At 70.8% G+C, this 22996-nt stretch carries 19 protein-coding genes; 7 read left to right on the plus strand and 12 right to left on the minus strand.

The window, feature by feature from the left end:
* Window positions 1–83 precede the first annotated feature (83 nt).
* Both BUE48_RS21115 and ahpD read left to right on the plus strand, forming a co-directional pair.
* Window positions 84–638, plus strand: coding sequence for a peroxiredoxin (locus BUE48_RS21115; protein ID WP_012854553.1), 555 nt, complete (start codon window positions 84–86; stop codon window positions 636–638).
* Between the two features lie 273 nt (window positions 639–911).
* Window positions 912–1454: an alkylhydroperoxidase, AhpD family gene (gene ahpD, locus BUE48_RS21120; protein WP_286990805.1), complete on the plus strand. Its 543-nt coding sequence runs from the start codon at window positions 912–914 to the stop codon at window positions 1452–1454.
* 103 nt (window positions 1455–1557) lie between these two features.
* Here the strand turns inward: ahpD and BUE48_RS21125 are convergent, their stop codons facing one another.
* On the minus strand, window positions 1558–2508 hold the full coding sequence (locus BUE48_RS21125) for a helix-turn-helix domain-containing protein (RefSeq protein ID WP_286990806.1): 951 nt from the start codon (window positions 2506–2508) through the stop codon (window positions 1558–1560).
* Between the two features lie 475 nt (window positions 2509–2983).
* Here BUE48_RS21125 and BUE48_RS21130 point away from each other — a divergent pair, with 475 nt between their 5' ends.
* Entirely contained in the window at window positions 2984–3247 is a 264-nt protein-coding gene (locus BUE48_RS21130; RefSeq protein ID WP_286990807.1) for a hypothetical protein, read from the plus strand.
* A 548-nt stretch (window positions 3248–3795) separates the two neighbouring features.
* Here the strand turns inward: BUE48_RS21130 and BUE48_RS21135 are convergent.
* The 4 genes from BUE48_RS21135 to BUE48_RS21150 form a co-directional block, all read right to left on the minus strand.
* Complete coding sequence (locus BUE48_RS21135) at window positions 3796–4380, minus strand: Uma2 family endonuclease (RefSeq protein WP_286990808.1); 585 nt, start codon at window positions 4378–4380, stop codon at window positions 3796–3798.
* Window positions 4381–4474: 94 nt separating this feature from the next.
* Entirely contained in the window at window positions 4475–6058 is a 1584-nt protein-coding gene (guaA, locus tag BUE48_RS21140) for a glutamine-hydrolyzing GMP synthase (protein WP_012854557.1), read from the minus strand.
* A 142-nt stretch (window positions 6059–6200) separates the two neighbouring features.
* A complete protein-coding gene (locus BUE48_RS21145) occupies window positions 6201–7961 on the minus strand; it encodes a GMC family oxidoreductase (RefSeq protein WP_012854558.1) in 1761 nt (586 codons plus the stop codon).
* Between the two features lie 17 nt (window positions 7962–7978).
* A complete protein-coding gene (locus tag BUE48_RS21150) occupies window positions 7979–9544 on the minus strand; it encodes a succinic semialdehyde dehydrogenase (RefSeq protein ID WP_012854559.1) in 1566 nt (521 codons plus the stop codon).
* Window positions 9545–9757: 213 nt separating this feature from the next.
* On the opposite strand from BUE48_RS21150, the gene BUE48_RS21155 reads away from it, so the two are divergent.
* Window positions 9758–10435 (plus strand): TetR/AcrR family transcriptional regulator, encoded by a 678-nt coding sequence (locus BUE48_RS21155; protein WP_012854560.1) that lies wholly within the window; start codon window positions 9758–9760, stop codon window positions 10433–10435.
* A 40-nt stretch (window positions 10436–10475) separates the two neighbouring features.
* On the opposite strand, the gene glpD is transcribed toward BUE48_RS21155, so the two are convergent.
* From glpD to guaB, 3 genes are all read right to left on the minus strand, one after another.
* On the minus strand, window positions 10476–12209 hold the full coding sequence (glpD, locus tag BUE48_RS21160) for a glycerol-3-phosphate dehydrogenase (protein ID WP_012854561.1): 1734 nt from the start codon (window positions 12207–12209) through the stop codon (window positions 10476–10478).
* A gap of 235 nt (window positions 12210–12444) precedes the next feature.
* A complete protein-coding gene (locus BUE48_RS21165; RefSeq protein ID WP_012854562.1) occupies window positions 12445–13563 on the minus strand; it encodes a GuaB3 family IMP dehydrogenase-related protein in 1119 nt (372 codons plus the stop codon).
* A 227-nt stretch (window positions 13564–13790) separates the two neighbouring features.
* Entirely contained in the window at window positions 13791–15293 is a 1503-nt protein-coding gene (gene guaB, locus BUE48_RS21170) for an IMP dehydrogenase (RefSeq protein WP_012854563.1), read from the minus strand.
* A 239-nt stretch (window positions 15294–15532) separates the two neighbouring features.
* Between guaB and BUE48_RS21175 the strand changes: the two genes are divergently transcribed.
* Entirely contained in the window at window positions 15533–15922 is a 390-nt protein-coding gene (locus BUE48_RS21175; protein WP_012854564.1) for a DUF5319 domain-containing protein, read from the plus strand.
* Between the two features lie 10 nt (window positions 15923–15932).
* Here BUE48_RS21175 and BUE48_RS21180 read toward each other — a convergent pair whose 3' ends face one another.
* From BUE48_RS21180 to groES, 4 genes are all read right to left on the minus strand, one after another.
* Window positions 15933–16877: a hypothetical protein gene (locus BUE48_RS21180; protein ID WP_286990809.1), complete on the minus strand. Its 945-nt coding sequence runs from the start codon at window positions 16875–16877 to the stop codon at window positions 15933–15935.
* On the minus strand, window positions 16874–17476 hold the full coding sequence (locus BUE48_RS21185) for a sigma-70 family RNA polymerase sigma factor (RefSeq protein ID WP_012854566.1): 603 nt from the start codon (window positions 17474–17476) through the stop codon (window positions 16874–16876). The genes BUE48_RS21180 and BUE48_RS21185 overlap by 4 nt, the downstream gene beginning before the upstream one ends.
* Before the next feature lie 580 nt (window positions 17477–18056).
* A complete protein-coding gene (gene groL, locus BUE48_RS21190) occupies window positions 18057–19679 on the minus strand; it encodes a chaperonin GroEL (protein WP_012854567.1) in 1623 nt (540 codons plus the stop codon).
* Window positions 19680–19976: 297 nt separating this feature from the next.
* Complete coding sequence (gene groES, locus BUE48_RS21195) at window positions 19977–20285, minus strand: co-chaperone GroES (protein ID WP_012854568.1); 309 nt, start codon at window positions 20283–20285, stop codon at window positions 19977–19979.
* Between the two features lie 343 nt (window positions 20286–20628).
* Between groES and BUE48_RS21200 the strand changes: the two genes are divergently transcribed.
* Both BUE48_RS21200 and BUE48_RS21205 read left to right on the plus strand, forming a co-directional pair.
* Complete coding sequence (locus BUE48_RS21200; protein WP_286990810.1) at window positions 20629–21876, plus strand: class I SAM-dependent methyltransferase; 1248 nt, start codon at window positions 20629–20631, stop codon at window positions 21874–21876.
* A 165-nt stretch (window positions 21877–22041) separates the two neighbouring features.
* Window positions 22042–22986: a phosphotransferase family protein gene (locus BUE48_RS21205; RefSeq protein WP_012854570.1), complete on the plus strand. Its 945-nt coding sequence runs from the start codon at window positions 22042–22044 to the stop codon at window positions 22984–22986.
* Window positions 22987–22996: the final 10 nt, after the last annotated feature.

Here is a 22996-nt window from a genome sequence, read left to right on the forward strand (position 1 = left end):
CTTATGACCACTCACAACTCTGGTGTCGCGGTCGCCCCTTAAGGGCGCCTGTGACACATTTCACATGGAACGAAGGAGATCCTGTGCTCACTGTCGGTGACCAGTTCCCCGAGTACGAACTGACCGCCTGCGTGTCGCTGGACCCGGACAAGGCGTTCGAGACCATCAACCACAAGACCTACGAGGGCAAGTGGCGCGTGGTCTTCTTCTGGCCCAAGGACTTCACCTTCATCTGTCCCACCGAGATCGCCGAGTTCGGCCGTCTGAACGGGGAGTTCGCCGACCGCGACGCCCAGGTCCTGGGCGTGTCCGTGGACAACGAGTACGTCCACTACGCCTGGCGCAAGGACCACCCGGACCTGCGCGACCTGCCGTTCCCGATGCTGTCGGACATCAACCGGGAGCTCAGCAGCGCCCTGGGCATCCTCACCAAGGAGGGCGTCGCCCAGCGCGCCACCTTCATCGTCGACCCGGACAACGAGATCCAGTTCGCGATGGTGACCGCCGGCTCGGTGGGCCGGAACGTCAAGGAGGTCCTGCGGGTCCTGGACGCCCTGCAGTCCGACGAGCTGTGCCCCTGCAACTGGAACAAGGGCGAGGCCACCCTCGACCCCAAGAAGCTCATGGCGGGCGCCTGAGCCAGTCCGCAGGGCTGACGGCGCACCGGCCACCGGTTCCGACCGCGCCCACACCCACGGTGGCCGGTGCCCCTCCCCGGACCCGCCGCAAGGGGCATCGCGCCTCTCCCGGCACGCGGCCTGGCGTCACAGGCCGCCGCACATCGCCTCCACCCGCCCAGGACCGCGCCGCTCACGGACCGTCCCCGAAGAACGGCGCGCCGGGCGGGTTCACCGGTCGGCCGGTCGCGCCATAGCCGTGACCGGCCGTCTGTCTTGAAAGGAAGCCTCAGCATGAGCGTCGACGCACTGAAGGAAGCCCTCCCCGCCTACGCCAAGGACATCAAGCTCAACCTGGGCTCGGTGACCAGCACCTCCCAGCTCACCGAGCAGCAGCTGTGGGGCACCGTGCTGGCCTGCGCGATGGCCACCAAGAGCAAGCAGGTCATCGCCGAGCTGGCCGAGGAGGCCGGCGACTACCTGTCGGCCGAGGCGTTCGAGGCCGCCAAGGGCGCCGCCTCGATCATGGCGATGAACAACGTCTACTACCGCGCCACCCACCTGATCGGCGACGAGACCTACGCCCAGCTCCCGGCCAAGCTCCGCATGACCATCATCGGCAAGCCCGGCGTCGAGAAGGTCGACTTCGAACTGTGGTGCCTGGCCGTCTCCGCCATCAACGGCTGCGGCCGCTGCCTGGAATCCCACGAGAAGGTCCTCCGCGAGGCCGGCATGCCCCGCGAGCACATCCAGGAGGCCCTGCGCATCGCCGCGGTCATCAACGCCACCGCCGCCACCCTGGAGGCCGAGGCCGCCCTGGCCCCCGCCGGGGTCTGACACCCACCGGAACGTCATGAGGGCCCGGGACTTCCCCGGGCCCTCATGACGACCGTCCCCCGAACTGTCAGCCCGCCACGCCATGTTCCTCAGGCGGCGTTCCTCAGGCGGCCTCCAGGGGCTTGACCTCGATTCCCTTGCTCGCCCACGGCTCGGGCACCTCACCCCCTGACAACCGCTCCAGCCAGCGCAACTGATCGACCGCGTAGTCGTGCACCGGGGTGCCCTCCCTGACGACCAGGATCGGGCCATGAGTGCCGCGTTTGGCGTGCCCGTAGAGCATGATCCGGATGACGTCGTCCACCTCTTCCATCGCGAACGAGCAGGGGAAGTTGTAGCTGTACAGGCGGATGTTGGGCTGCCGTTCGGCCGCGGCCCGCAACGGGCGCAGGACCTCCCGGATGTAGCGGTGCGGATCCTCCATCGCCGCGTCGGCCGGTTCGATCCGGTACCGGTCGCGGCGCGAGTCGCAGAACGGGTCCATCACATAGATCTTGACGGGCACCCGCTGAGCGGCCTCCTCCAACGCCGCCAGGCATTCCTCGCGGGCATAGAAGTTCCTGGTGAGGCCGAACAAGTTGATGCGCTGCCCGGCGGCCCGGATCCGGTTGATCAAGTCCTGCTCGGAGTCCTCCCCGGTGTAGGGGAAGGCATCGACGATCCCGATGCGCTGCAGGTTGCCGGGGTCGCCCTCCCCGTGGTCCACGCCGAAGCCGAGCTTGTCAGGCCGGGTGCGATAGAGCTTGCAGAAGTAGTCGATGCGTTCTTCGTTCGGTCTCCTCTGGCCACGCTCCCATCGGCACAGAGTGGGTGCGTCCACGTGCGGGGGCTCCAGGCCGTCCGCGACGTAGAGCGCATCCAGGCGCGCGGCGACCTCCTCCCGACTCCATCCGTTGGCCAGCCTCCATGCCTCCAGGGGATGAACGTCGATCTCCCTGAGGATCTTCTCAACGACGGCCTCGGTAGTCAGGCCGCGACGAATGCCGTCGAGGCGGATCTCGGCCGCTCTCTGTTCAAGCTGGCGCCACCGGCGGGACCTGTTGCGACTGGTCACACCTCTGTCACCTCCTGTCGTGACACGTCAATCTGATTGACGTCAGACGGCAATCTATTTGCCGCGCTATGCCATTGGAAAATATGTCGCCCTACGGCAACGTTAGCTGTGGTCCCGGACGCGGCACAAGGCGCCGAATCAGCAGCCGAGTACGTATCGGCCACTAAACGGCGACACAGGCGCACCGGGACGACCAAGAGCAGCCACGGAGCGGAGGTCCCACGGGAATGTCCACAGCCCAGACCCGGCAGCACGGCCGCCAGACGACGCGGCGCGGGAGCGCAACCGAGCACTCACCGCCGCGGCGTTCACCCCCACCGTGGGGGCCAGCCAGGAGAAAACAGGGACCGCAGCCGTCGCCCACGCCACCACTGTCCGAGGCCGCGGCCCCGCACATCACAAACAAAACGGCCCCGACCGACGCCGCTACCGTCGGCTCCCGGGGCCTAGCCACGAACGGAGGTCGTGGTTGGACATGAACCTACCCCACCCCAACCCCCTAGCCCACACTCCTGCCCTCACCGCCGCCGACGCACCTGGTCCGGCTGTCCTGGCCGATCTGCAACGCGAGATCGGCGCCCAGTGGATCACCTGGCACGGTCAGTACACCCGACGGTACTGGGCGATGCCCCGGCCGCCCTTCCCCTGGCTCGGGTTGGTCGAAGGCCGCACCCCGGCCGACCTGTTGGCCAGAGTTCGTGAAGTGCAGGCCCACTACGGGCCCAGGGGAAGGCGATGACCGCGACCGACGGCAGGCTTGAGCTATTCCCGTGGGAAGTCCTCAACGAAGATGGGGAGCCCTGTGAAAGCGGGGTGTCAGACGACCGCGCGGCGGCTTCCCAGGCAGCGATCCGGGCGCTGGAGTCCCGCCCGGCGGGCTGGACGGCCCGTGTCTGGTCGGCTCGCCTCGACCCGTACAACCCCCTGCGGTACGACTACCGAAAGGTGATCGGCTGGGGGGAGCGCCAAGCCGAATCGGCCGGAGTCATCTGGAGGGACGACCACCAAACGCCTTGTCTTAGGCCTGGGCAGCGGCGAATGGATCGGGGTGGCCGGTCCGGCGTCTCGTCCCGGATCAGTCACCCCACCTAGACGGCAATCGGCGTCGTCGCGGCTTCTGAGTGCCGACCGCTCCGTGCCCTGTGGCTTTGCCTGGGTGCTGCTGGGGCGCGGCAGGGCCCGCCGGGCCTTGAGCGAGGAGAGCCGGCGGGTCTCCTACGTGAAGGAGGGCGAACATGGACGATCGTGAGCGCGCCCACCGACGCACCGAGCCCTTCAATCTGCTCGTCACAGCAGCGGCCGCAGCAGGTCCGCCGGGTCGATGCTGGGGAAGGGATCGGGAAGCTTGAGTTTCTCGCCGCACCTCGCCCGCGCCGCCTCGAGGTAGGTTCCCCCTTCGAGCCGCTGCAGGATCATCGTGAGATGCCGCTCGTCGTCCATCTCGACGACCATGAACCAGGGGATGCCCGCCTGGGCGTACAGCGCGTATTTCTTGATCCACTTCTGCCCCTGGTTGGACGGCGACCGGACCTCCACCACCATCCGCACGTGAGCCGCATCGTGGACGATGACCTTGTCGTCGGTCTCGGAGGTGACCACGATGTCGGGAATGAGGATCACGTCTTCGGCGATCCGCACGTTGATCTCGGTCTCGGTCACCAGGTCCGGCAGGCCCGCCGACTCCATGAGCGTGGCCAGCCGCCGCACGATCCGCTGATGGGGCTTGCCGGGCGCGGGGCTCACCAGCAGGCTCCCGCCGACCAGTTCGACCTTCGGGCCGTCCGACGGCAGCTTGAGGTACTCCTCCTCCGTCCATACGCCCGTGTGGCTCCAAGGCGCCGTGAAGTCGCCGCCCACAGCGAACACCACCATTCAGCCTCCCGACAGCGCCTCACCCAGTGTGACATGGACGGCATCGTAGGAGGCCGAACAACGCTTTGTAGCCGTTTCTACACAGAAAGTCCGGCTACTCCCACTCGATGGTGCCGGGGGGCTTGCTGGTGATGTCGACCACCACGCGGTTGATCTCGCGGACCTCGTTGGTGATGCGGGTGGAGATGCGCTGCAGCAGGTCGTACGGCAACCGGGCCCAGTCGGCGGTCATGGCGTCCTCGCTGGTGACCGGGCGCAGCACCACGGGGTGGCCGTAGGTGCGGCTGTCGCCCTGGACGCCGACGGAGCGGACGTCGGCCAGCAGCACCACCGGGAACTGCCAGATGTCGCGGTCCAGGCCGGCGGCCGACAGCTCCTCGCGGGCGATGGCGTCGGCCTCGCGGAGGATGTCCAGGCGTTCGCGGGTGACCTCGCCGATGATGCGGATGGCCAGGCCCGGGCCGGGGAAGGGATGGCGCCAGACGATCTCAGGAGGCAGGCCGAGCTGCTCGCCCAGGGCGCGGACCTCGTCCTTGAACAGGGTGCGCAGCGGTTCGACCAGCTTGAACTTCAGGTCCTCGGGCAGGCCGCCGACGTTGTGGTGGGACTTGATGTTGGCGGCGCCGGTGCCGCCGCCGGACTCCACCACATCCGGGTACAGGGTGCCCTGGACGAGGAATTCCACGTCGTCGTCCTCGCCGGAGTGGGCGGCGACGATCTCGCGGGCGGCCTGTTCGAAGACGCGGATGAACTCCCGGCCGATGATCTTGCGCTTGGTCTCGGGGTCGGTGACGCCGGCCAGCGCGCTCAGGAACCGCTCCTGGGCGTCCACCACGTGGAGCTGGACGCCGGTGGCCGCCACGAAGTCCTTCTCCACCTGCTCGGCCTCGCCCTTGCGCAGCAGGCCGTGATCGACGAAGACGCACGTCAGCCGGGAGCCGATGGCGCGCTGCACCAGCGCGGCGGCCACCGCCGAGTCCACCCCGCCGGACAGGCCGCAGATGGCGCGCTTGCCGCCGACCTGGGCGCGGATCGCCTCGATGGCCTCCTCGGCGATGTTGAGCATGGTCCAGTTGGGACGGCAGCCGGCCGCCTCGAACAGAAAGTGCCGCAGCACCGCCATGCCGTGCTCGGTGTGCACCACCTCGGGGTGGAACTGCACGCCGTACAGGCCGCGCTCGCGGTTCTCCATCGCGGCGACCGGGGTGACGGCGGTGCGCGCGGTGACGGTGAAGCCCTCGGGGGCGACGCTGGTGTGGTCGCGGTGCGACATCCACACCGGCTGCTTGGCCGGCAGCCCGCTCAGCAGCACCCCGCCGTCGATCACCTCGATGTCGGTGCGGCCGTACTCGGCGACGTCGGAGTTCTCCACCACCCCGCCGAGGGCCTGCGCCATGACCTGGTGGCCGTAGCAGATGCCCAGCGTCGGCACCCCGGTCTCCAGCAGCCCCTCGGGCGCGGACGGGGCGCCGTCTTCATACACCGAGGCCGGCCCGCCGGACAGGATGATCGCCTTCGGCCGCTTGGCCAGCATCTCCTCGACCGGCATGGTGCACGGGACGATCTCGCTGAACACATTGCACTCGCGTACGCGCCGCGCGATCAGCTGCGCGTACTGCGCGCCGAAGTCGACGACGAGAACGGTGTCGTGGGACTGCTCGACCTGCGCGAAGGGCACCGGGCAACGCCTTTCAAGGGATACGGGGCAGACCCCAAGTCTATGGCCGTATCGCCCCGGCCCATGCCGCCCGGTGCGAAGGGAGGACGGCGCGCCCGCGGGCCTGTGGGGTGGAAAGCAGGCCCGAGAGCGCGCCGTCCGGTCAGGTGATCTCGACGATCGGCAGCCGCAGCGCGGCCGGGGCGGCCTGGGGAACCACGGGGTTCTTGGGGGCCACCGGGGTGATGCGGCGATAGGGCGAGCCCAGCGGGGGACGCGGGTCCTGCTCGCCCTTGTTGGGCCACATCGCCATCGCACGCTCGGCCTGGGCGGTGATGGTCAGGGACGGGTTGACGCCCAGATTGGCCGAGATCGCCGAGCCGTCCACCACGTGCAGGCCCTCATGGCCATAGAGGCGGTGGTAGGGGTCGATCACTCCGGTCTGCGGGGAGTCGCCGATGGCGCAACCGCCGATGAAGTGCGCGGTGGTGGGGATGTCGCCGAGGTCCAGCCAGGACCCGCCGGGCATGCCGCCGATCTCCTCGGCCAGCAGCCGGGTGGCCTGGTGCCCGGCCGGGATCCAGGTGGGGTTGGGCTCGCCGTGGCCGCGGCGGGCCCGCAGTCCCCAGCCGAACAGGCCCTTGCGCGGGGTGACGGTGATGGAGTTGTCCCGCACCTGCATGACCAGGGCGATGATGGTGCGTTCCGACCAGTGCCGCAGGTTGAGCAGCCGGGGCAGCTGCCACAGGTGGGTGACGGCGTAGCCGAGGAACTTCAGCCAGCGCGGGGCCGCGCCGGAGCCGTCGGCGGACGGGCCGTCGATCAGCAGGGTGCGCAGCAGGCCCATGGCGTTGGAGCCCTTGCCGTAGCGGACCGGCTCGATGTGGGTGTCCTCGTCCGGGTGGAAGGAGGAGGTGATCGCCACGCCCGCCGAATAGTCGTCGCCCCGGCGGCGGAACCGCTCGGCGCCCAAGATCGCCTCGGAGTTGGTCCGGGTGAGCACGCCCAGCCGGTCGGAGATGCGCGGCAGGCGCCCGGTGGCCTTCATCCGGTGCAGCAGCTTCTGGGTGCCGTAGGTGCCGGCGGCGAACACCACCTGCTCGACCCGCAGGGTGCGGCGGTGCCGGCCGAAGGAGCCGGTGCGCACGATCTCCACCTCGTACCCGCCGCCCGGCAGCGGGGTCACCGAGCGCACGCCGGTCATCGGCATGATCTTGGCGCCCGCCTTCTCGGCCAGGTACAGGTAGTTCTCGGTGAGCATGTTCTTGGCGCCGTGCCGGCAGCCGGTCATGCACTCCCCGCACTCGTGGCAGGTGCGGCGGCGCGGGCCGATCCCTCCGAAGTAGGGGTCGTCGACCTCCTGCTTCGGCTTGTCGCCGAACAGCACCCCCACCGGGGTGAGGTGGAAGGTCTCGCCCCGTCCCATCCGCTCGGCGACCCGCTTCATCGCCCGGTCGGCGGGGGTCATGGTGGGGTTGGGCACCACGCCCAGCATCCGCTTGGCCTGGTCGTAGTAGGGCGCCAGCTCGGCCCGCCAGTCGGTGATGTGCCGCCACTGCGGGTCGTCGTAGAACGGCTGCAGCGGCTCATACAGGGTGTTGGCGTACACCAGGGAGCCGCCGCCGACACCCGCCCCGGCCAGCACCAGCACCCGGCCGCCCTTCTCGCCGCGCAGCAGGTGGATGCGCTGGACGCCGGTCAGGCCCAGCGCCGGCGCCCACAGGTAGCGCCGCAGCCGCCAGGAGTTCTTCGGCAGCGCCGCATGGCGCTCCCCCGGTCTGCCGGCCGGGTCGTCGAAACGGCGGCCGATCTCGGCCACGGCGACCTTGTAGCCCTTTTCGGTCAGCCGCAGCGCCGCGACGCTGCCGCCGAAGCCCGAGCCGACCACCAGCACATCGAAGTCGAATTTCACGTCCGCAGACATCCGATCTCGTCCTTCGGCTACCTGATCCGCAGCCGCTTCATGAGCTTGATCGCGGTCGCCATGCCGGTGGCGTAGCGGTCATAGCCCAGGAACGGCGGCGGGGCCAGCTCCACCAGGTGCTGGCTGGCAACAGTCTGCGGCTCGGTGTACTTGAGGATGCCCTCGGCACCGTGCCGGCGGCCCAGGCCGGACTGCTTCATGCCGCCCATCGGGGCGTCGTAGGAGGCGAACGCGGCGCCGTAGCCTTCGTTGATGTTCACCGTCCCGGCGTTGATGCGGGCGGCCAGGCGGCGGCCCCGGGCCACATTCCGCGTCCAGATGGAGGCGTTCAGGCCGTAGGCGGTGTCGTTGGCGAGGCGGACGACCTCGTCTTCGTCGGAGAACTTGTAGACGCTGACCACCGGGCCGAAGGTTTCGTTGGCGCACAGCTCCATGTCGCCGGTGACGTTCGTCAGCACGGTGGGCTCATAGAACAGCGGGCCGATGTCGGGGCGGGCCTTGCCGCCGGCCAGCAGCGTGGCGCCCTCCTTGAGGGCCTGCTCGACGTGCCGGCTGACGACCTCCAGCTGGCGCGGGTAGGTCAGCGAGCCCATGTCGGCCTCGTAGTCCAGCCCGGCGCCGAGCTTCATCGCCTTGACCTGCTCCACGAAGCGGGGCACGAACCGGTCGTAGATCTTCTCGTGGACGTACAGCCGCTCGATGGAGATGCACAGCTGCCCGGCGTTGGTGAAGCAGGCGCGCAGCGCGCCGCGGGCGGTGCGCTCGACGTCGGCGTCCTCCAGGACGATCATCGGGTTCTTGCCGCCCAGCTCCAGCGAGTAGCCCACCAGGCGGGGGGCGACCTTCTCGGCGATGGCCCGGCCGCCGCGGGTGGAGCCGGTGAAGGCGACGTAGTCGGCGTTCTCCAGCAGCGGGTCGCCGATCTCGGCCGGGTCGCCCACCACGATCTGCCACAGGTCGCGCGGCAACCCCAGGCTGATCAGCAGGTCCAGCACCCACAGGCTGGACAGGCAGGTCTGGGTGTCGGGCTTGTGGATCACCGCGTTGCCGGCCATCAGCGCCGGGGCGATGTCGCTGGCGCCCAGGCTGAAGGGGTAGTTCCAGGGCGAGATCAGCCCGACCACGCCTTTGGGCTTGCGCAGCTCCACCGTCCGGGTGGCCACCGGGAAGGCGCCCTGCCGCCGCCGGGGCTTGAGCAGCCGGGGCGCCCGCCGCGCGTAGTAGAGCGTGCACAGCGCCACGTCGAGGAACTCCTCATAGGCGTGCCGGCGGGCCTTCCCGGTCTCCATCTGGATGACGTCCAGGATCTCCTCGCGCCGGTCGACCAGGACGTCCACCATGCGCAGGAACGGCTTGACCCGCTCGCGCACCGGCAGCCGCTCCCAGGCCCGCTGGGCCTCGCGGGCGCGCTCGTAGGCGGCGCGCACGTCGTCGGCGTTCGACACCGGCACGGTGGCCAGCGGCTCCCCGGTGAAGGGGGCGGGAATGGTGGTGGTGCCGCCCGAGGCGGAGGTCACGTGAGAGGACAACCGCTCGATGAGGGCGGGGGCGAGCGTCAGCGCTGAGGCCGTAGGGGTTGCCATGGTGGCACCATATGACCACCCGGCCACTATTGACTACCTACCGGTAACCACAACTTGGTCACCGACCCTCTCAACTGCGGACGAAGTTCATCACCGGACGCCGAAACCGGGCCGAAAACCGTCCCGCCTGCCCGCTGTCGGCCAAGTGGCGGAATGACCATGCACTCGCGGTGTATCCCGGAATGAGCATCCAACGCGGGAGGGGAGAACCGCATGACCAGCGCACACCCGGGAGGCGAGGAGCAGGACAGGACACCGCCACGGCACACCGGACGCCGGGCGCACCGGCACCCGGCCGCCGCCAGGCGGCGGGAACGCACCAGGGAGGCCCTGCTGGAGGCGGCCCAGCGCCTGTGGGCCGAAGGCGGCATCCACGCAACATCGCTGGACGACATCGCCACGGCCGCCGGGCTCACCAAGGGCGCCGTCTACTCCAACTTCGCCGGCAAGGCCGACCTGGCGATGGCCCTGCTGGAGCGCTGCACCGCGGCCGGGTTCGGCACCGAGGCGCCCGAGCCGCCGCACGAGGACGGCGGCCGCCCGCCGCTGCAGCGGCTCCGGCACCTCGGCGAGCGCTACCGCCTGCGCCTGGAGACCGCGGAGGCCCGCCTGCTGGCCCTGCTGATGATGGAGTTCTGGCTGCTCGGCATGCGCGACTACGCCGCCGGCTGGCGGCTGGCCGACTGGTATGACGAGCGCCGCCGCCGGCTGGCCCGCGGCCTGCCCGGCACCGACGGCATCACCCCCGAGGACCGGGCCGCCCTGGTCATGGCGATGGACTTCGGGCTGACCGCCCAGCACCTGCTGGACCCCGACCGCGTCCCCGCCGACCTGTACGCCACCGGCCTGAATCTCCTCCTCGGCCCGCCCCTGCACCGGCCATCGCCCTAACGGCCGTCCGTCTTCGCCGGGCCGCCGTGCCGGAAAAGGCTCAGTAGGTGGGGACGATCTCCGGGGCGCCGCGGCGGCGGGCGTCGGCCTCCTGGTCGTCTTCTTGGTTTTGGGAGTCGCGTTCGGCCTCGACCCGCTTGCGGTAGTACTCGACCTCGCGGTCGATCTGGTCCTTGGACCAGCCCAGGACGGGGGCGAGGAGTTCGGCGGCCTCCTGGGCGACGCCGACGCCGCGGTCCCAGGCCTCGATGGAGATGCGGGTGCGGCGCGACAGCACGTCGTTGAGGTGGCGGGCGCCCTCGTGGGTGGCGGCGTAGACCACCTCGGCGCGCAGGTAGTCGTCGGCGCCGGTCAGCGGCTTGCCCAGGTCGGGACGCTCGGCGATCATCTCCAGCAGGTCGTCGATGAGGGTGCCGTAGCGCTGCAGCAGGTGCTCGATGCGGGCCACGTGCAGCCCGGAGCGGTCGGCCAGGCGCTGCCGGGCGTTCCACATGGCCTGGAAGCCCTCCCCGCCGACCAGGGCGATGCGGTCGGTGCAGGACTCGGCGACCCGGCGGTCCAGGCCGTGCACCACCGCGTCGATGGCGTCCTTGGCCATCACCCGGTAGGTGGTGTACTTGCCGCCGGCGACCAGGACCAGGCCGGGCACCGGGTGGGCGACCACGTGCTCGCGCGACAGCTTGGAGGTCTCCTCGGTCTCCCCCGTCAGCAGCGGCCGCAGCCCGGCGTAGACGCCCTCGACGTCGTCATGGGTCAGCGGGGTCACCAAAACCTCGTTGACCTTCGACAGCACATAGTCGATGTCGGCCTTGGAGGCCGCCGGGTGGACCTTGTCGAGGTTCCAGGCGGTGTCGGTGGTGCCGATGATCCAGTGCCGTCCCCACGGGATGACGAACAGCACCGACTTCTCGGTGCGCAGGATGATGCCGGTGGAGGAGTGGATGCGGTCCTTGGGCACCACCAGGTGGACGCCCTTGGACGCCTTGACGTGGATCTGGCCGCGGCCGCCCACCAGCTCCTGGATGTCGTCGGTCCACACCCCGGTGGCGTTGACCACCTGGCGGGCGCGGACCTCGCTCTTGTGCCCGGACTCCAGGTCCAGGATCCGCAGGCCGGTGACCCGCTCGCCCTCGCGCAGGAACCCGATGCACTGGGTGCGGGGGGCGATCTGCGCGCCGTACTGGGCGGCGGTGCGCAGCACGGTCACCACATAACGGGCGTCGTCGACCTGGGCGTCCCAGTACTGGATCGCCCCGACCAGGGCGTCCTTGCGCAGCGCCGGGGCCAGCTTGAGCGCCTTGCGGCGGCTCAGGTGCCGGTGGTGGGGCACGCCCCGGGTGCTGCCCATCTGGAACGCCAGCGCGTCGTAAAGGGCCACCCCGGCGCCCAGGTAGCCGCGCTCCCAGAAGCGGCGGGTGGTGGGCAGCAGGAAGGGAACCGGGCGCACCAGGTGCGGCGCGATGCGCTGCAGCAGCAGGCCGCGCTCGGTCAGCGCCTCGCGGACCAGGTCGAAGTTGTGCTGCTCCAGGTAGCGCAGCCCGCCGTGGATGAGCTTGGAGGAGCGGGAGGAGGTGCCGGAGGCGAAGTCGCGGGCCTCCACCAGCGCCACCGACAGGCCCCGGGTGGCGGCGTCCAGCGCGGCGCCCGCGCCCACGATGCCGCCGCCCACCACGACGACGTCGAACTCCTCGGTGGCCATTCGGTCCAGGGCCTGGGCGCGCTCGGCGGGACCCAGTCGTGAACTGCCCAATCCGGTGATCGGTGATCCGGCCATCGCGTCAGTCCCCCTGTCCCGAATGGTGCAGAGTGCTACTTACCCAACGGTAGGGTTCATACCCGGGCCGGACCACTGCTGCGAACGGCAGGCGAAGGTCACCCGCGCCCGCCCCCACGAGCGAAAAGGACGCCGAGAGCAGCGAAAAGCCCTCCCACCGGCGATGGGAGGGCTCTTCACGGCCGGCGCGCCCCCGGTGAAAACCGTGCGGCGGCACAGGACCCAGGGTGCGGCGTCACAGCTCGGGCGGGGTGATGACGACCTCCACCCGCTGGAACTCCTTCAGCTCGGTGTACCCGGCGGTGGCCATGGCGCGGCGCAGCGCCCCGATGAGGTTCATCGACCCGTCGGCGACATGGGACGGCCCGAACAGGATCTGCTCCAGCGTCCCGATCGTGCCGACCTCCAGCCGGGTGCCGCGGGGCACCTCGCCGTGGTGGGCCTCGCTGCCCCAGTGGTAGCCGCGGCCGGGCGCCTCGGTGGCCCGGGCGAACGGCGAGCCGATCATCACCGCGTCGCTGCCGCAGGCGAACGCCTTGGCGATGTCGCCGCTGTTGGTCATGCCGCCGTCGGCGATGACGTGCACGTACCGGCCGCCGGACTCATCCAGGTAGTCGCGGCGGGCCGCGGCCACGTCGGCGACCGCGGTGGCCATCGGCACCGCCACCCCCAGCACGGTGCGGGTGGTGTGCCCGGAGCCGCCGCCGAAGCCGACCAGCACCCCGGCCGCGCCGGTGCGCATCAGGTGCAGCGCCGCGGTGTAGGTGGAGCAGCCGCCCACGATCACCGGGACGTCCAGGTCGTAGATGAACTGCTTGAGGTTCAGCGGCTCGGCCCGGCTGGAGACGTGCTCGGCCGACACCGTGGTGCCGCGGATGACGAACAGGTCCACCCCGGCGTCGATCACCGCCTTGTGGAACTGCGCGGTGCGCTGCGGCGACAGCCGGGCCGCCACGGTCACCCCGGCCCGGCGGATCTCCTCGATCCGCCGGCCGATCAGCTCCTCTTTGATCGGCTCGGAGTAGACCTCCTGCAGCCGCCGGGTGGCGGTCACATCGTCCAGCAGCGTGATCTCGGCCAGCAGCGGCTCGGGGTCCTCATAGCGGGTCCACAGCCCCTCCAGGTCCAGCACCGCCAGTCCGCCCAGCTTGCCTATGGCGATCGCGGTGGCCGGGCTGACCACGCTGTCCATCGGCGCCGCCACCAGCGGCACCTCGAACCGGTAGGCGTCGATCTGCCAGGCGACGCTGACCTCCTCCGGGTCGCGCGTCCGCCGGGACGGCACGATGCCGATCTCGTCGAACGCATACGCCCGGCGGCCGCTCTTGCCCCGCCCGATCTCAAGCGTGTTCATGGCGCTCGCTCCGCTCGCGCGGCGAGCGGGCCGCGATGCGCGCCTTCCGGCCCGGCGGCGGTGCGGACCGCTTTGCGGTCGTCACCGTTCCTTCGGCCCGGATGCGCGCAGGCCCGCCCGCGATGGTCTTCAAGGACGTGTCGGCTCCAGGCCCGGGGTCTGCCGGACATCGGGCCTGGAGCATCATCTCAGCCGGGGGCCGCCCCGCCCGGGCCGGCCCGCCGCTGCTATGACCTGCGCTGGTAGTTGGGGGCCTCCACGGTCATCTGCACGTCGTGGGGGTGGCTCTCCTTGAGGCCGGCCGTGGTGATCTGCATCAACTGGCCCCGCTCCTGCAGCTCGGGGATGGTGCGGGTGCCGGCGTACCACATGGCCTGGTGCAGGCCGCCGACCAGCTGGTGGGCGACCGCGGCCAGCGGGCCGCGGTAGGGCACCTGCCCTTCGATGCCCTCGGGGATCAGCTTCTCCTCGCTGGTGACGTCGCCCTGCTGGTAGCGGTCCTTGGAGTAGGACTTGCCGCGCTCGCGGTTGCGCATGGCGCCCAGCGAGCCCATGCCCCGGTAGGACTTGTACTGCTTTCCGTGGACGAAGATCAGCTCGCCCGGGCTCTCCTCGACCCCGGCCAGCAGGCTGCCCAGCATCACGCTGGAGGCGCCGGCGGCGATGGCCTTGGCGATGTCGCCGGAGTACTGCAGGCCGCCGTCGCCGATCACCGGCACCCCGGCCGGCAGCGCGGCGCGGGAGGCCTCGTAGATCGCGGTGATCTGGGGGACGCCGACGCCCGCGATGACCCGGGTGGTGCAGATGGAGCCGGGGCCGACCCCGACCTTGACGCCGTCGGCGCCGGCGTCGATCAGCGCCTGGGCGCCGGCGCGGGTGGCCACGTTGCCGCCGATCACGTCCACGCCCCGGCAGTTGGCCTTGATCTTGGCGATGGTGTCCAGCACGCCCTTGGAGTGGCCCTGGGCCACGTCCACCACGATGACGTCGACACCCGCCTCGACCAGCGCCTGGGCGCGGGCGATGCCCTCTTCCCCGACGCCCACCGCGGCGCCGACCACCAGCCGGCCGTCGGCGTCCTTGGTGGCCCTGGGGTATTGCTCGCTTTTGACGAAGTCTTTGACGGTGATCAGCCCGCGCAGCCGGCCGGCGTCGTCGATCAGCGGCAGTTTCTCGATCTTGTTCTGGGCCAGCAGCCGGAACGCCTCCTCCTTGGAGACGTCCACCGGCGCGGTGATCAGCGGCATCGGGGTCATGACCTCGCGCACCGGCCGCGTCGGGTCGCTTTCAAAGCGGGTGTCGCGGTTGGTGACGATGCCCACCAGCACGCCCTCGGCGTCCACCACCGGGACCCCGGAGATCCGGAAGCGGGAGCACAACTGCTCCACATCGGCCAGGGTGTCGTCCGGGGAGCAGGTGACCGGCTTGGTGATCATGCCGTTCTCCGAGCGCTTGACCATGTCGGCCTGCTCGGCCTGCTCCTCGATCGACAGGTTGCGGTGCAGGATGCCGATGCCGCCCTGGCGGGCCATGGCGATGGCCATGCGGGCCTCGGTCACCGTGTCCATCGCCGCCGAGACCAGGGGGATGCGCAAGGTGATGTTGCGGCTGAGCCGCGTGGTGGTGTCGACCTCGCCCGGCTGGAGATCGGAGTAGGCCGGCACCAGCAGAACATCGTCGAACGTCAGCCCCGGAGGGAGGAACTTGTCGGGTTCCGCGGCGGGATTCATGGCTGCCTTCCCGGTCGTCGATTGGCCACAGGCGGTCTGTTGCGGCCCGGACACGGCGGTGTCCCCCCATCGTAGGGCGTGCCCGTCAAGGTCACTTGCCGGTGCGCGCACGCCCGCCACCGGGGACTATGCGAGAAACAACACACCACGCCGTCGGGAAAATCCCGGCATCCGGTGTCTTGCACAAGGTTGTGCCCGCGGGTTGACCACCTGCTCGTTGTGCGCAGTAGCGTGGGATTGTGCACGATGACGTCCCGCTCGACCCGTTCGCCGGCGACCCCAACGACCCGGCCGCAGCGCTCGGCGACCTCAGCGAGGAGATCACTCCGCTGAGCATGAGCGAACGCGAGGACGTGCTGGCCGACCTCGCCGACCTGGAGGTCTTCCGCGCGCTGCTGGAGCCGCTGGGGGTCCGCGGCCTGACCGTGGACTGCGGCGACTGCGGCAAGCAGCACTACATCGACTGGGACCTGCTGCACGGCAACCTGCGCCACCTGCTGGAGGAAGGGCTGCCGCGGGTGCACGAGCCCGCGCTGTCGCCCGACCCGGTCGACTATGTCAGCTGGGAGTACGCCCGCGGTTACGTGGACGGCGTGATCGACAGCGAGGAGGGCCGGAACAACCCCTGAGGGGGTCCGGTCAGGTCTCCTCGGGCAGGCCGCCGTCGGTTTCATCGGCCTGTGGCGGGGCCGCCGGCCGTTCCTCCGTGTTGTCCGGAGCCGGCTCCGATGGGTCGAGGCGGTCCTGGTCGGCGTGTGGTTCGCCCGGCTCGGGATCGGCGAAGGGCAGGAGGTCCTGACGCGGCTTGGGCGCGTCGCCCCCCGGCGCCTCCGGCTGCGCCCTGGGGGCTCGCCGCTCGCCGGACCCGCGCCGGTCCTCTCCCGCCCGGTCCTTGGGGAGTCGGTCTTCGTGGGGCTCGACGCGCAGGTCCGGCATGGGAGTGCGGAACGGCAGGGAACGCATCGGCCCGCCGTCGGCGGCGAGGACCGTGATGACGCCCTCGGCCGGGCGGGCGGTGTCCGGCCGTTCCCGGACCAGCCGGATCCGGGCGTGCGCCGCGGGTTCGCCGGCGGCCAGTTCTCCGGCGCCCGGTGCGCTTCCCGGCTGCTCGGCCGGCCCGTCCTGGGCGACGGCGACCCCGGTGGTGGCCAGCACCCCGGTCAGCAGCGGGCCGACGACGCCGAGCAGGACGACCTTGCGCGGCCCCCGCCGCGGTCCAGGCTCGGCGGCGGTGCCGTCCCCCTCGGCGGGGACGGGCCGCATGCGCCCGCCCGATCCGGGCCGCCGCTTTCCCGGGCGCGTGCTCTGCTGCGCCGGCGGCGCCGGCCGGCGCGGCAGGGACGGGTCGAAGGCTCCGGCGTCCACATCGGCGATCAGGGCCCGCAGCAGGGCGACGGCCGGGTCCGCCGGGTCGGCGGCGCCGGAGTCGGGCAGCGCGTCGCGGGCGGCCAGCGCCTCCACGATCGCGTCGCTGCGGCGCACCGCGGCCAGATCCCAGCACGCGGCCGTCGGACGGCCGGGACCGGCGGCGGCCGCACCGGCGGCACCGGTGGGAACCGAGGCGTCCTCGCTCCGCTCTGTCAAGCGCCCGACTCCTCACTGGCCATCGCCCGGAGCCGGGCCAGGGCCCGGTGCTGGGCGACCCGTACCGCTCCCGCCGTCATGCCCAGCACATTACCGGTCTCCTCGGCCGACAGCCCCGCCACCACTCGCAGCAGCACCAGTTCGCGCTGGTGCTCGGGCAGCCGGGTGAGCAGGTCGCGGGCGCGTTCGGCCTCGCTGTAGCGGACCACCGTCTCCTCTGGGCCGGGACGGTCGTCGGGGCCGTCCGGCAGGTCCTCGGTGGGCACCGCCGACCGCACCGCGCTGCGCAGCGCGTCGGCGATCTTGTGCGAGGCGATGCCGAAGACGAAGGACGCGAAAGGACGTCCCATGTCGCGATATCGGGGCAGGGCCGACAACACCGCGATACAGACTTCCTGGGCCACGTCGTCGGCGATGTGATAGTGCCCGGATATGCGCCCCAAACGGGCCCGGCAATAACGCACCACCATCGGCCGCACCTGACTGAGCAATACCTCGATCGCCCCGGGATCGCCCTGCACGGCCAGCGCGGTCAGATCTCCCAGATCCCCCTCATCGGAGGGCGCCGTCGCATGCAAGGCCCGGGCTTCGCTCGTCATCGCACGTCCCCCCGCTCCGATAGCCCCCGCGTCGTGTTCCCGGCGAAGCATCCCTCGGTCACGTAGAGCATGATGCCCAGCGCGGTCGGACATGTCTCCACTGTGCAAGACAACGGAATGGTCACAGTGCGCGGGCCCCCCGCCTAATATCACAAAACGCAATGATTCCATCCCGTAGGGTAATCTCTTTTGGTGCGGGATGGTCGCCGAACGGTCCGCATCGGCCCTCTCCACCCGTTGTGACCGGCAGAAGCCCGGCTTGAAAAGGCGCCGCCCGTCGCCGTTTCTCCGGTATTTCCGAAACAGTCTTCCGACACTTCGCCCGGTCGCGGGCTTTTCGGCCGAGGAGCGCAGGAAATTCTTTTTCAGTCCGCTGCGCCCCGCCCGGGCCGCGCCGGTTCCGCAGCCGTGATCACCCACCTGACCTGCGGAAACGGGACCGGCGCGGCACGCAAGAGGCCGGGCCGCCGCAAATCAGAAACCTCACCAAAAAGGGATCCCCGCCGCAGTCGGCGGGGATCCCCTGCGAACCGGTTGCATCCTCCCTGCTCAGGCGGCCTGCCGCCGCCGGAGCGGAGGGTCAGTGGCCGTGGCCGTGACCGTGGCCGTGACCCGCGGCGGGCTCCTCCTCCTCGGGCTTTTCGACCACCAGGGCCTCGGTGCTCAGCAGCATGCCGGCGATCGAGGCGGCGTTGGTGACGGCCGAGCGGGTGACCTTCACCGGGTCGATGACGCCCTGGGCCACCAGGTCGCCGTACTCGCCGGTGGCGGCGTTGTAGCCGTGGCCGACGGGCAGCTCGGCCACCTTGGCCGTCACGACGTAACCCTCCTGGCCGGCGTTCTCGGCGATCCAGCGGGCCGGCTCCACCAGGGCGCGGCGCAGCGCCTCGGCGCCGGTGGCCTCGTCGCCGGACAGCCCCAGCGTCTCGAAGCCCTCCTTGGAGACGTGCACCAGCGCGCTGCCGCCGCCGGCGACGATGCCCTCTTCGATGGCGGCGCGGGTGGCGGAGATGGCGTCCTCCAGGCGGTGCTTCTTCTCCTTCAGCTCCACCTCGGTGGCGGCGCCCACGCGCAGCACGCACACCCCGCCGGCCAGCTTGGCCAGCCGCTCCTGCAGCTTCTCGCGGTCCCAGTCCGAGTCGCTCTGCTCGATCTCGACCTTGATCTGGCGGATGCGGTCCTCGACGTCCTTGGGGTCGCCGGCGCCGTCGACGATGGTGGTGGTGTCCTTGGTGACGGTGACCCGGCGGGCCCGGCCCAGCTCCTCCAGGCCGATGGAGTCCAGCTTCAGGCCCAGCGCCTCGCTGATCACCTGGCCGCCGGTCAGCACCGCCATGTCGGCCAGCATCGCCTTGCGGCGGTCGCCGAAGCCGGGGGCCTTGACCGCGGCCGACACGAAGGTGCCGCGGATCTTGTTGGCCACCAGCAGCGCCAGCGCCTCGCCCTCGACGTCCTCGGCGATCACCAGCAGCGGCTTCTTGGTCTGGGCGACCTTCTCGGCGATCGGCAGCAGGTCCTGGACGTTGGAGATCTTGCCCTCGTGGATCAGCACGTAGGCGTCCTCCAGGACGGCCTCCATGCGCTCGGGGTCGGTCACCATGTGCGGCGACAGGTACCCCTTGTCGAACTGCAGACCCTCGGTGAACTCCAGCTCCAGGCCCATGGTGTGGGACTCCTCGACGGTGATCACACCGTCCTTGCCCACCTTCTCAAAAGCCTCGGCGATCAGCTCACCGATCTTGCGGTCCTGCGCGGAGATCGTCGCGACGTGGGCGATCTCCTCCCGCTCGCCGACCTCGCGGGCGGACTTGAGCAGCTGCTCGGAGACGTGGGCGGCGGCGGCGTCGATGCCGCGCTTGAGCGCCATCGGCGAGGCGCCGGCGGCCACGTTGCGCAGACCCTCGCGCACCAGCGCCTGGGCCAGCACGGTGGCGGTGGTGGTGCCGTCACCGGCCACGTCGTTGGTCTTGGTCGCCACTTCCTTGGCGAGCTGGGCGCCCAGGTTCTCGTAGGGGTCCTCCAGCTCCACCTCGCGGGCGATGGTGACACCGTCGTTGGTGATGGTCGGCGCACCGAACTTCTTGTCGATGACGACGTTGCGGCCGCGCGGGCCGATCGTCACCTTGACCGCGTCGGCGAGGGCGTTGACGCCGCGTTCCAGGGCGCGCCGCGCGTCCTCGTCGAACTCCAAGATCTTGGCCATGGAAAATTACGTCCTCTCCTGCGTCGAACCTTTTCCCTCACCCGGCCCATGCGCTGGCGGCCTTGGCCGGCGGGCGCCCGCGGGGATTTCGAAACGCACCGCCGGCGGCCGAAGCACGCCGCCGGCCGCGAAGACAAAGTGCCGGAAAAGGTTCACCGCCCCGGCCGCCCACGGGTCGATGCGAGGACGATCCCCACATCCCCGAAAGCTCCCCAAGGCACCCGATGCGCAATGGCGGACGGTGCGGGAGCCCCTGGCCGGCCGGGGCGGTGCATGGCGTTCAGCTGTGGCTTGAAATTACTTCTCGACGATCGCCAGCACGTCGCGGGCGGACAGCACGAGGTACTCCTCGTTGTTGTACTTGACCTCGGTGCCGCCGTACTTGCTGTAGAGGACGACGTCCCCGACCTTCACATCCAGCGGGACGCGGTTGCCCTTGTCGTCGACCCGGCCCGGGCCCACCGCCAGAACGGTGCCCTCCTGCGGCTTCTCCTTGGCCGTGTCGGGGATCACCAGGCCCGACGCGGTGGTGGTCTCGGCCTCAAGCGGCTGGACGACGATGCGGTCCTCGAGCGGCTTGAGAACAACCTTGGTGGCGGTCGTCACGATCTGACCTCCCCTTCGATGGTCCTCGACCGGCCATGAGCAGGGCCGATCGCACTGTGACAGAAGAGGCGACCTGGGACCGGCCTGTCGTCGCGGGTGCCAGACCGACCTTGTCGCATGATTGGCACTCTCAGGGTCCGAGTGCCAGTCATGGAGATTATGCCGTCCCCCTGACCTCGTCAACACAGGCGGGTTTGCGGTCACCGCACCGTCGCTTGCGGCTCGCAAGGCCGTCGGCCTGCCTTCTTCTCCTCGCCGTTTTCCCCGCCGTCCACACCCGCTGATCTGGAAAACCTTCCCGGCGCCCGGTGGGCGCGCCCCGTCGCATCAGTAGGGTCCGGGTGTGGATGTGGCGATATTCCGGCGGCTGCTGGAGGAGACCGGGCAGCGGGTGCTGGCCGAGGCGGCGCAGGCCGATCTGAGCACCACCGCACTGGTGGCGACCGCCTCCCGGCTGCGGGAGCGGTACCCGGCCGAGCTGGTGTCGGCGGCGCTCACCCAGGCGCGGCTGCGGGCCCGGGCGCACGAGAAGTTCGGCGCGGACGCCGCCCGCATGTACTTCACCCCGGCGGGCCTGGAGCAGGCCACCCGGGCGTGCGTGGCCGAGTACCGGGCGCGCCGGTTCGCCGACCGGCTGGGCGGCGGGCCGGTGCTGGACCTGGGCTGCGGCATCGGCGCCGACCTGATCGCCCGGGCCCGGGCCGGGTGCGCAGGCGTCGGCGTGGAGCGCGACCCGCTGACGGTGGAGGTGGCGCGGGCGAATCTGACGGCGCTCGGGCTGGCGGAGCGGGCCTTCGTGCGGCACGGGGATGCGACCGAGGCGGACCCCGCGGGGTTCGCCGCGGTGTTCGCCGACCCCGGACGGCGCACTCTGCGCGGCCGCGTGTTCGACCCCTCCTGTTATGAACCGCCGCTGGATGCGGTGCTGGATCTGGCCGGGCGGGCCCCGGCCGGGTGCGTCAAGGTGGCGCCGGGCATCCCGCACCAGGCCATCCCGCAGGAGGCGGAGGCGGAGTGGATCTCGGTCGGCGGCGACGTCAAGGAGGCGGCGCTGTGGACGGGGGCGCTGGCGGGACGGGCGCGGCGCCGGGCCACGCTGCTGGACGGGCGCGGCGGGGTGTGGACGCTGGCGGCGGCGCGGGATCCGGCGACCGCGCCGGTGCGGGAGTGGGGACGGTACCTGTACGAACCGGACGGGGCGGTGATCTGCGCCCATCTGGTGGCCGAGGTGGCGGCGGCGCTCGGCGGCGGGCTGGCCGATGCGCGCATCGCCTACATCACCGGTGACGACCTGGTCGCCACGCCGTTCGCCACCGCCTATGAGATAGAAGAGGTACTGCCGTTCTCGGTCAAGCGGCTGCGGGCCGTGCTGCGCCGGCGGCGGGTCGGGAGGCTGACCATCAAAAAGCGCGGATCGGCGGTGGACGTGCAGCGGCTGCGCCGGGAGCTGGGCTTTGCCGGCGGGGGCGGCCGGCGCGATGGGGAGGAGCTGACGCTGGTGCTCACCCGCGTGGGCGACTCCCCGGTGGCCCTGCTGACGCATCGACGGCCGCTGGACGTTTCGGCGAGCGGCCCGGCCGGAAGCGCCTGAGAACGGACGTTTCCACTTCTCCGGATACCGAATGGCATCCGCGAATTATGTCCGACAATCACCGGTCATGCCCGATCAATAACCGGGGCGACACGCCGGTCCCGTGAATTTTGCAACGTTCCTTCTCCACAAAATCACTCCCAATACCATTCGGAATCCGTTTTGATGGACCCCGTGACTCGTTCCCAGGCATCCGGAGCACCGGTGGAGGCGGTCTGCCCGCCCCCCGATGAGGCCACCCTGCGCTGGGTGGAGCAGTGCCTCGGCCCGGGTTCCAAGGTCAAGATGGTCCGCCCGCTGACCGGGGGCACGCGCCACGCCAACCACGCGCTGCTGGTGGAGAGCCGCTCCGGCCATCCGCACCGGCTGGTGCTGCGCCGCTGGACCCTTCCCGACCAGACCGCCGGGCAGGAGTTCTCTCCCGAACGGGAGATCGCCGCGCTGGCGCTGCTGGCCGGCTGCCGGCTGCCCACCCCGGAACTGGTGGCCGCAGACCCCGCCGGGGCCTACTGCGACGCCCCGGCGCTGCTGGTCACCCGGCTGATCGGCCATCCGCCCAACCCGGGGACCGAGGAGCTGTCGGAATACCTCATCCAGATGTCGGCCGCGCTGCTGGGGGTGCACTCGCTCAGCGGCGCCGCCACGATGCCGCCCTACCTGCCCTACAACCGGCTGCGGGAACGGGTGCCGCCCGCCCACGCCACCCGCCCCGAACTGTGGGAGCAGGCGTTCGAGCTGGCCGCCCGCCCCGCCCCGGAGGCCAGGCCGCACTTCATCCACCGCGACTACCAGCCGGACAACACGCTGTGGTCCTATGGGCGGCTGACCGGCGTCGTCGACTGGTCCAGCGCCTCCTACGGGCCGATCGGGGTCGACATCGCGCAGATGCGCTGCAGCCTGGCGCTGCGCTACGGCCTTTCGGCCGCCGACGCCTTCCTGGACTCCTTCGACCGGGTCAGCGGCGGCTACGTGCACGACCCCTACTGGGACCTGCGCAGCGTGCTGGACCTGCTGGCCCAGCCGGACGAGCGCCACCTCGGCCGGGCCTGCATCCCGCTGCTGGAGGCGCACCTGGCCGGTTCACTGGCCCGGCTGGGAGTGGCCGTCTGATCAAGGCCGC

Source organism: Thermomonospora sp. CIF 1 (assembly GCF_001896795.1).
Classification (GTDB): Bacteria; Actinomycetota; Actinomycetes; order Streptosporangiales; family Streptosporangiaceae; genus Thermomonospora; species Thermomonospora curvata.

What these genes read in the sequence shown, in the direction of transcription:
- ahpD (WP_286990805.1), top strand. Translation starts at nt 912, where the DNA reads ATGAGCGTCGACGCACTGAAGGAAGCCCTCCCCGCCTACGCCAAGGAC.
- BUE48_RS21130 (WP_286990807.1), top strand. Translation starts at nt 2,984, where the DNA reads ATGAACCTACCCCACCCCAACCCCCTAGCCCACACTCCTGCCCTCACC.
- BUE48_RS21135 (WP_286990808.1), bottom strand. Translation starts at nt 4,380, where the DNA reads ATGGTGGTGTTCGCTGTGGGCGGCGACTTCACGGCGCCTTGGAGCCAC.
- BUE48_RS21145 (WP_012854558.1), bottom strand. Translation starts at nt 7,961, where the DNA reads ATGTCTGCGGACGTGAAATTCGACTTCGATGTGCTGGTGGTCGGCTCG.
- BUE48_RS21150 (WP_012854559.1), bottom strand. Translation starts at nt 9,544, where the DNA reads ATGGCAACCCCTACGGCCTCAGCGCTGACGCTCGCCCCCGCCCTCATC.
- BUE48_RS21155 (WP_012854560.1), top strand. Translation starts at nt 9,758, where the DNA reads ATGACCAGCGCACACCCGGGAGGCGAGGAGCAGGACAGGACACCGCCA.
- glpD (WP_012854561.1), bottom strand. Translation starts at nt 12,209, where the DNA reads ATGGCCGGATCACCGATCACCGGATTGGGCAGTTCACGACTGGGTCCC.
- BUE48_RS21165 (WP_012854562.1), bottom strand. Translation starts at nt 13,563, where the DNA reads ATGAACACGCTTGAGATCGGGCGGGGCAAGAGCGGCCGCCGGGCGTAT.
- guaB (WP_012854563.1), bottom strand. Translation starts at nt 15,293, where the DNA reads ATGAATCCCGCCGCGGAACCCGACAAGTTCCTCCCTCCGGGGCTGACG.
- BUE48_RS21185 (WP_012854566.1), bottom strand. Translation starts at nt 17,476, where the DNA reads ATGACGAGCGAAGCCCGGGCCTTGCATGCGACGGCGCCCTCCGATGAG.
- groL (WP_012854567.1), bottom strand. Translation starts at nt 19,679, where the DNA reads ATGGCCAAGATCTTGGAGTTCGACGAGGACGCGCGGCGCGCCCTGGAA.
- BUE48_RS21205 (WP_012854570.1), top strand. Translation starts at nt 22,042, where the DNA reads ATGGACCCCGTGACTCGTTCCCAGGCATCCGGAGCACCGGTGGAGGCG.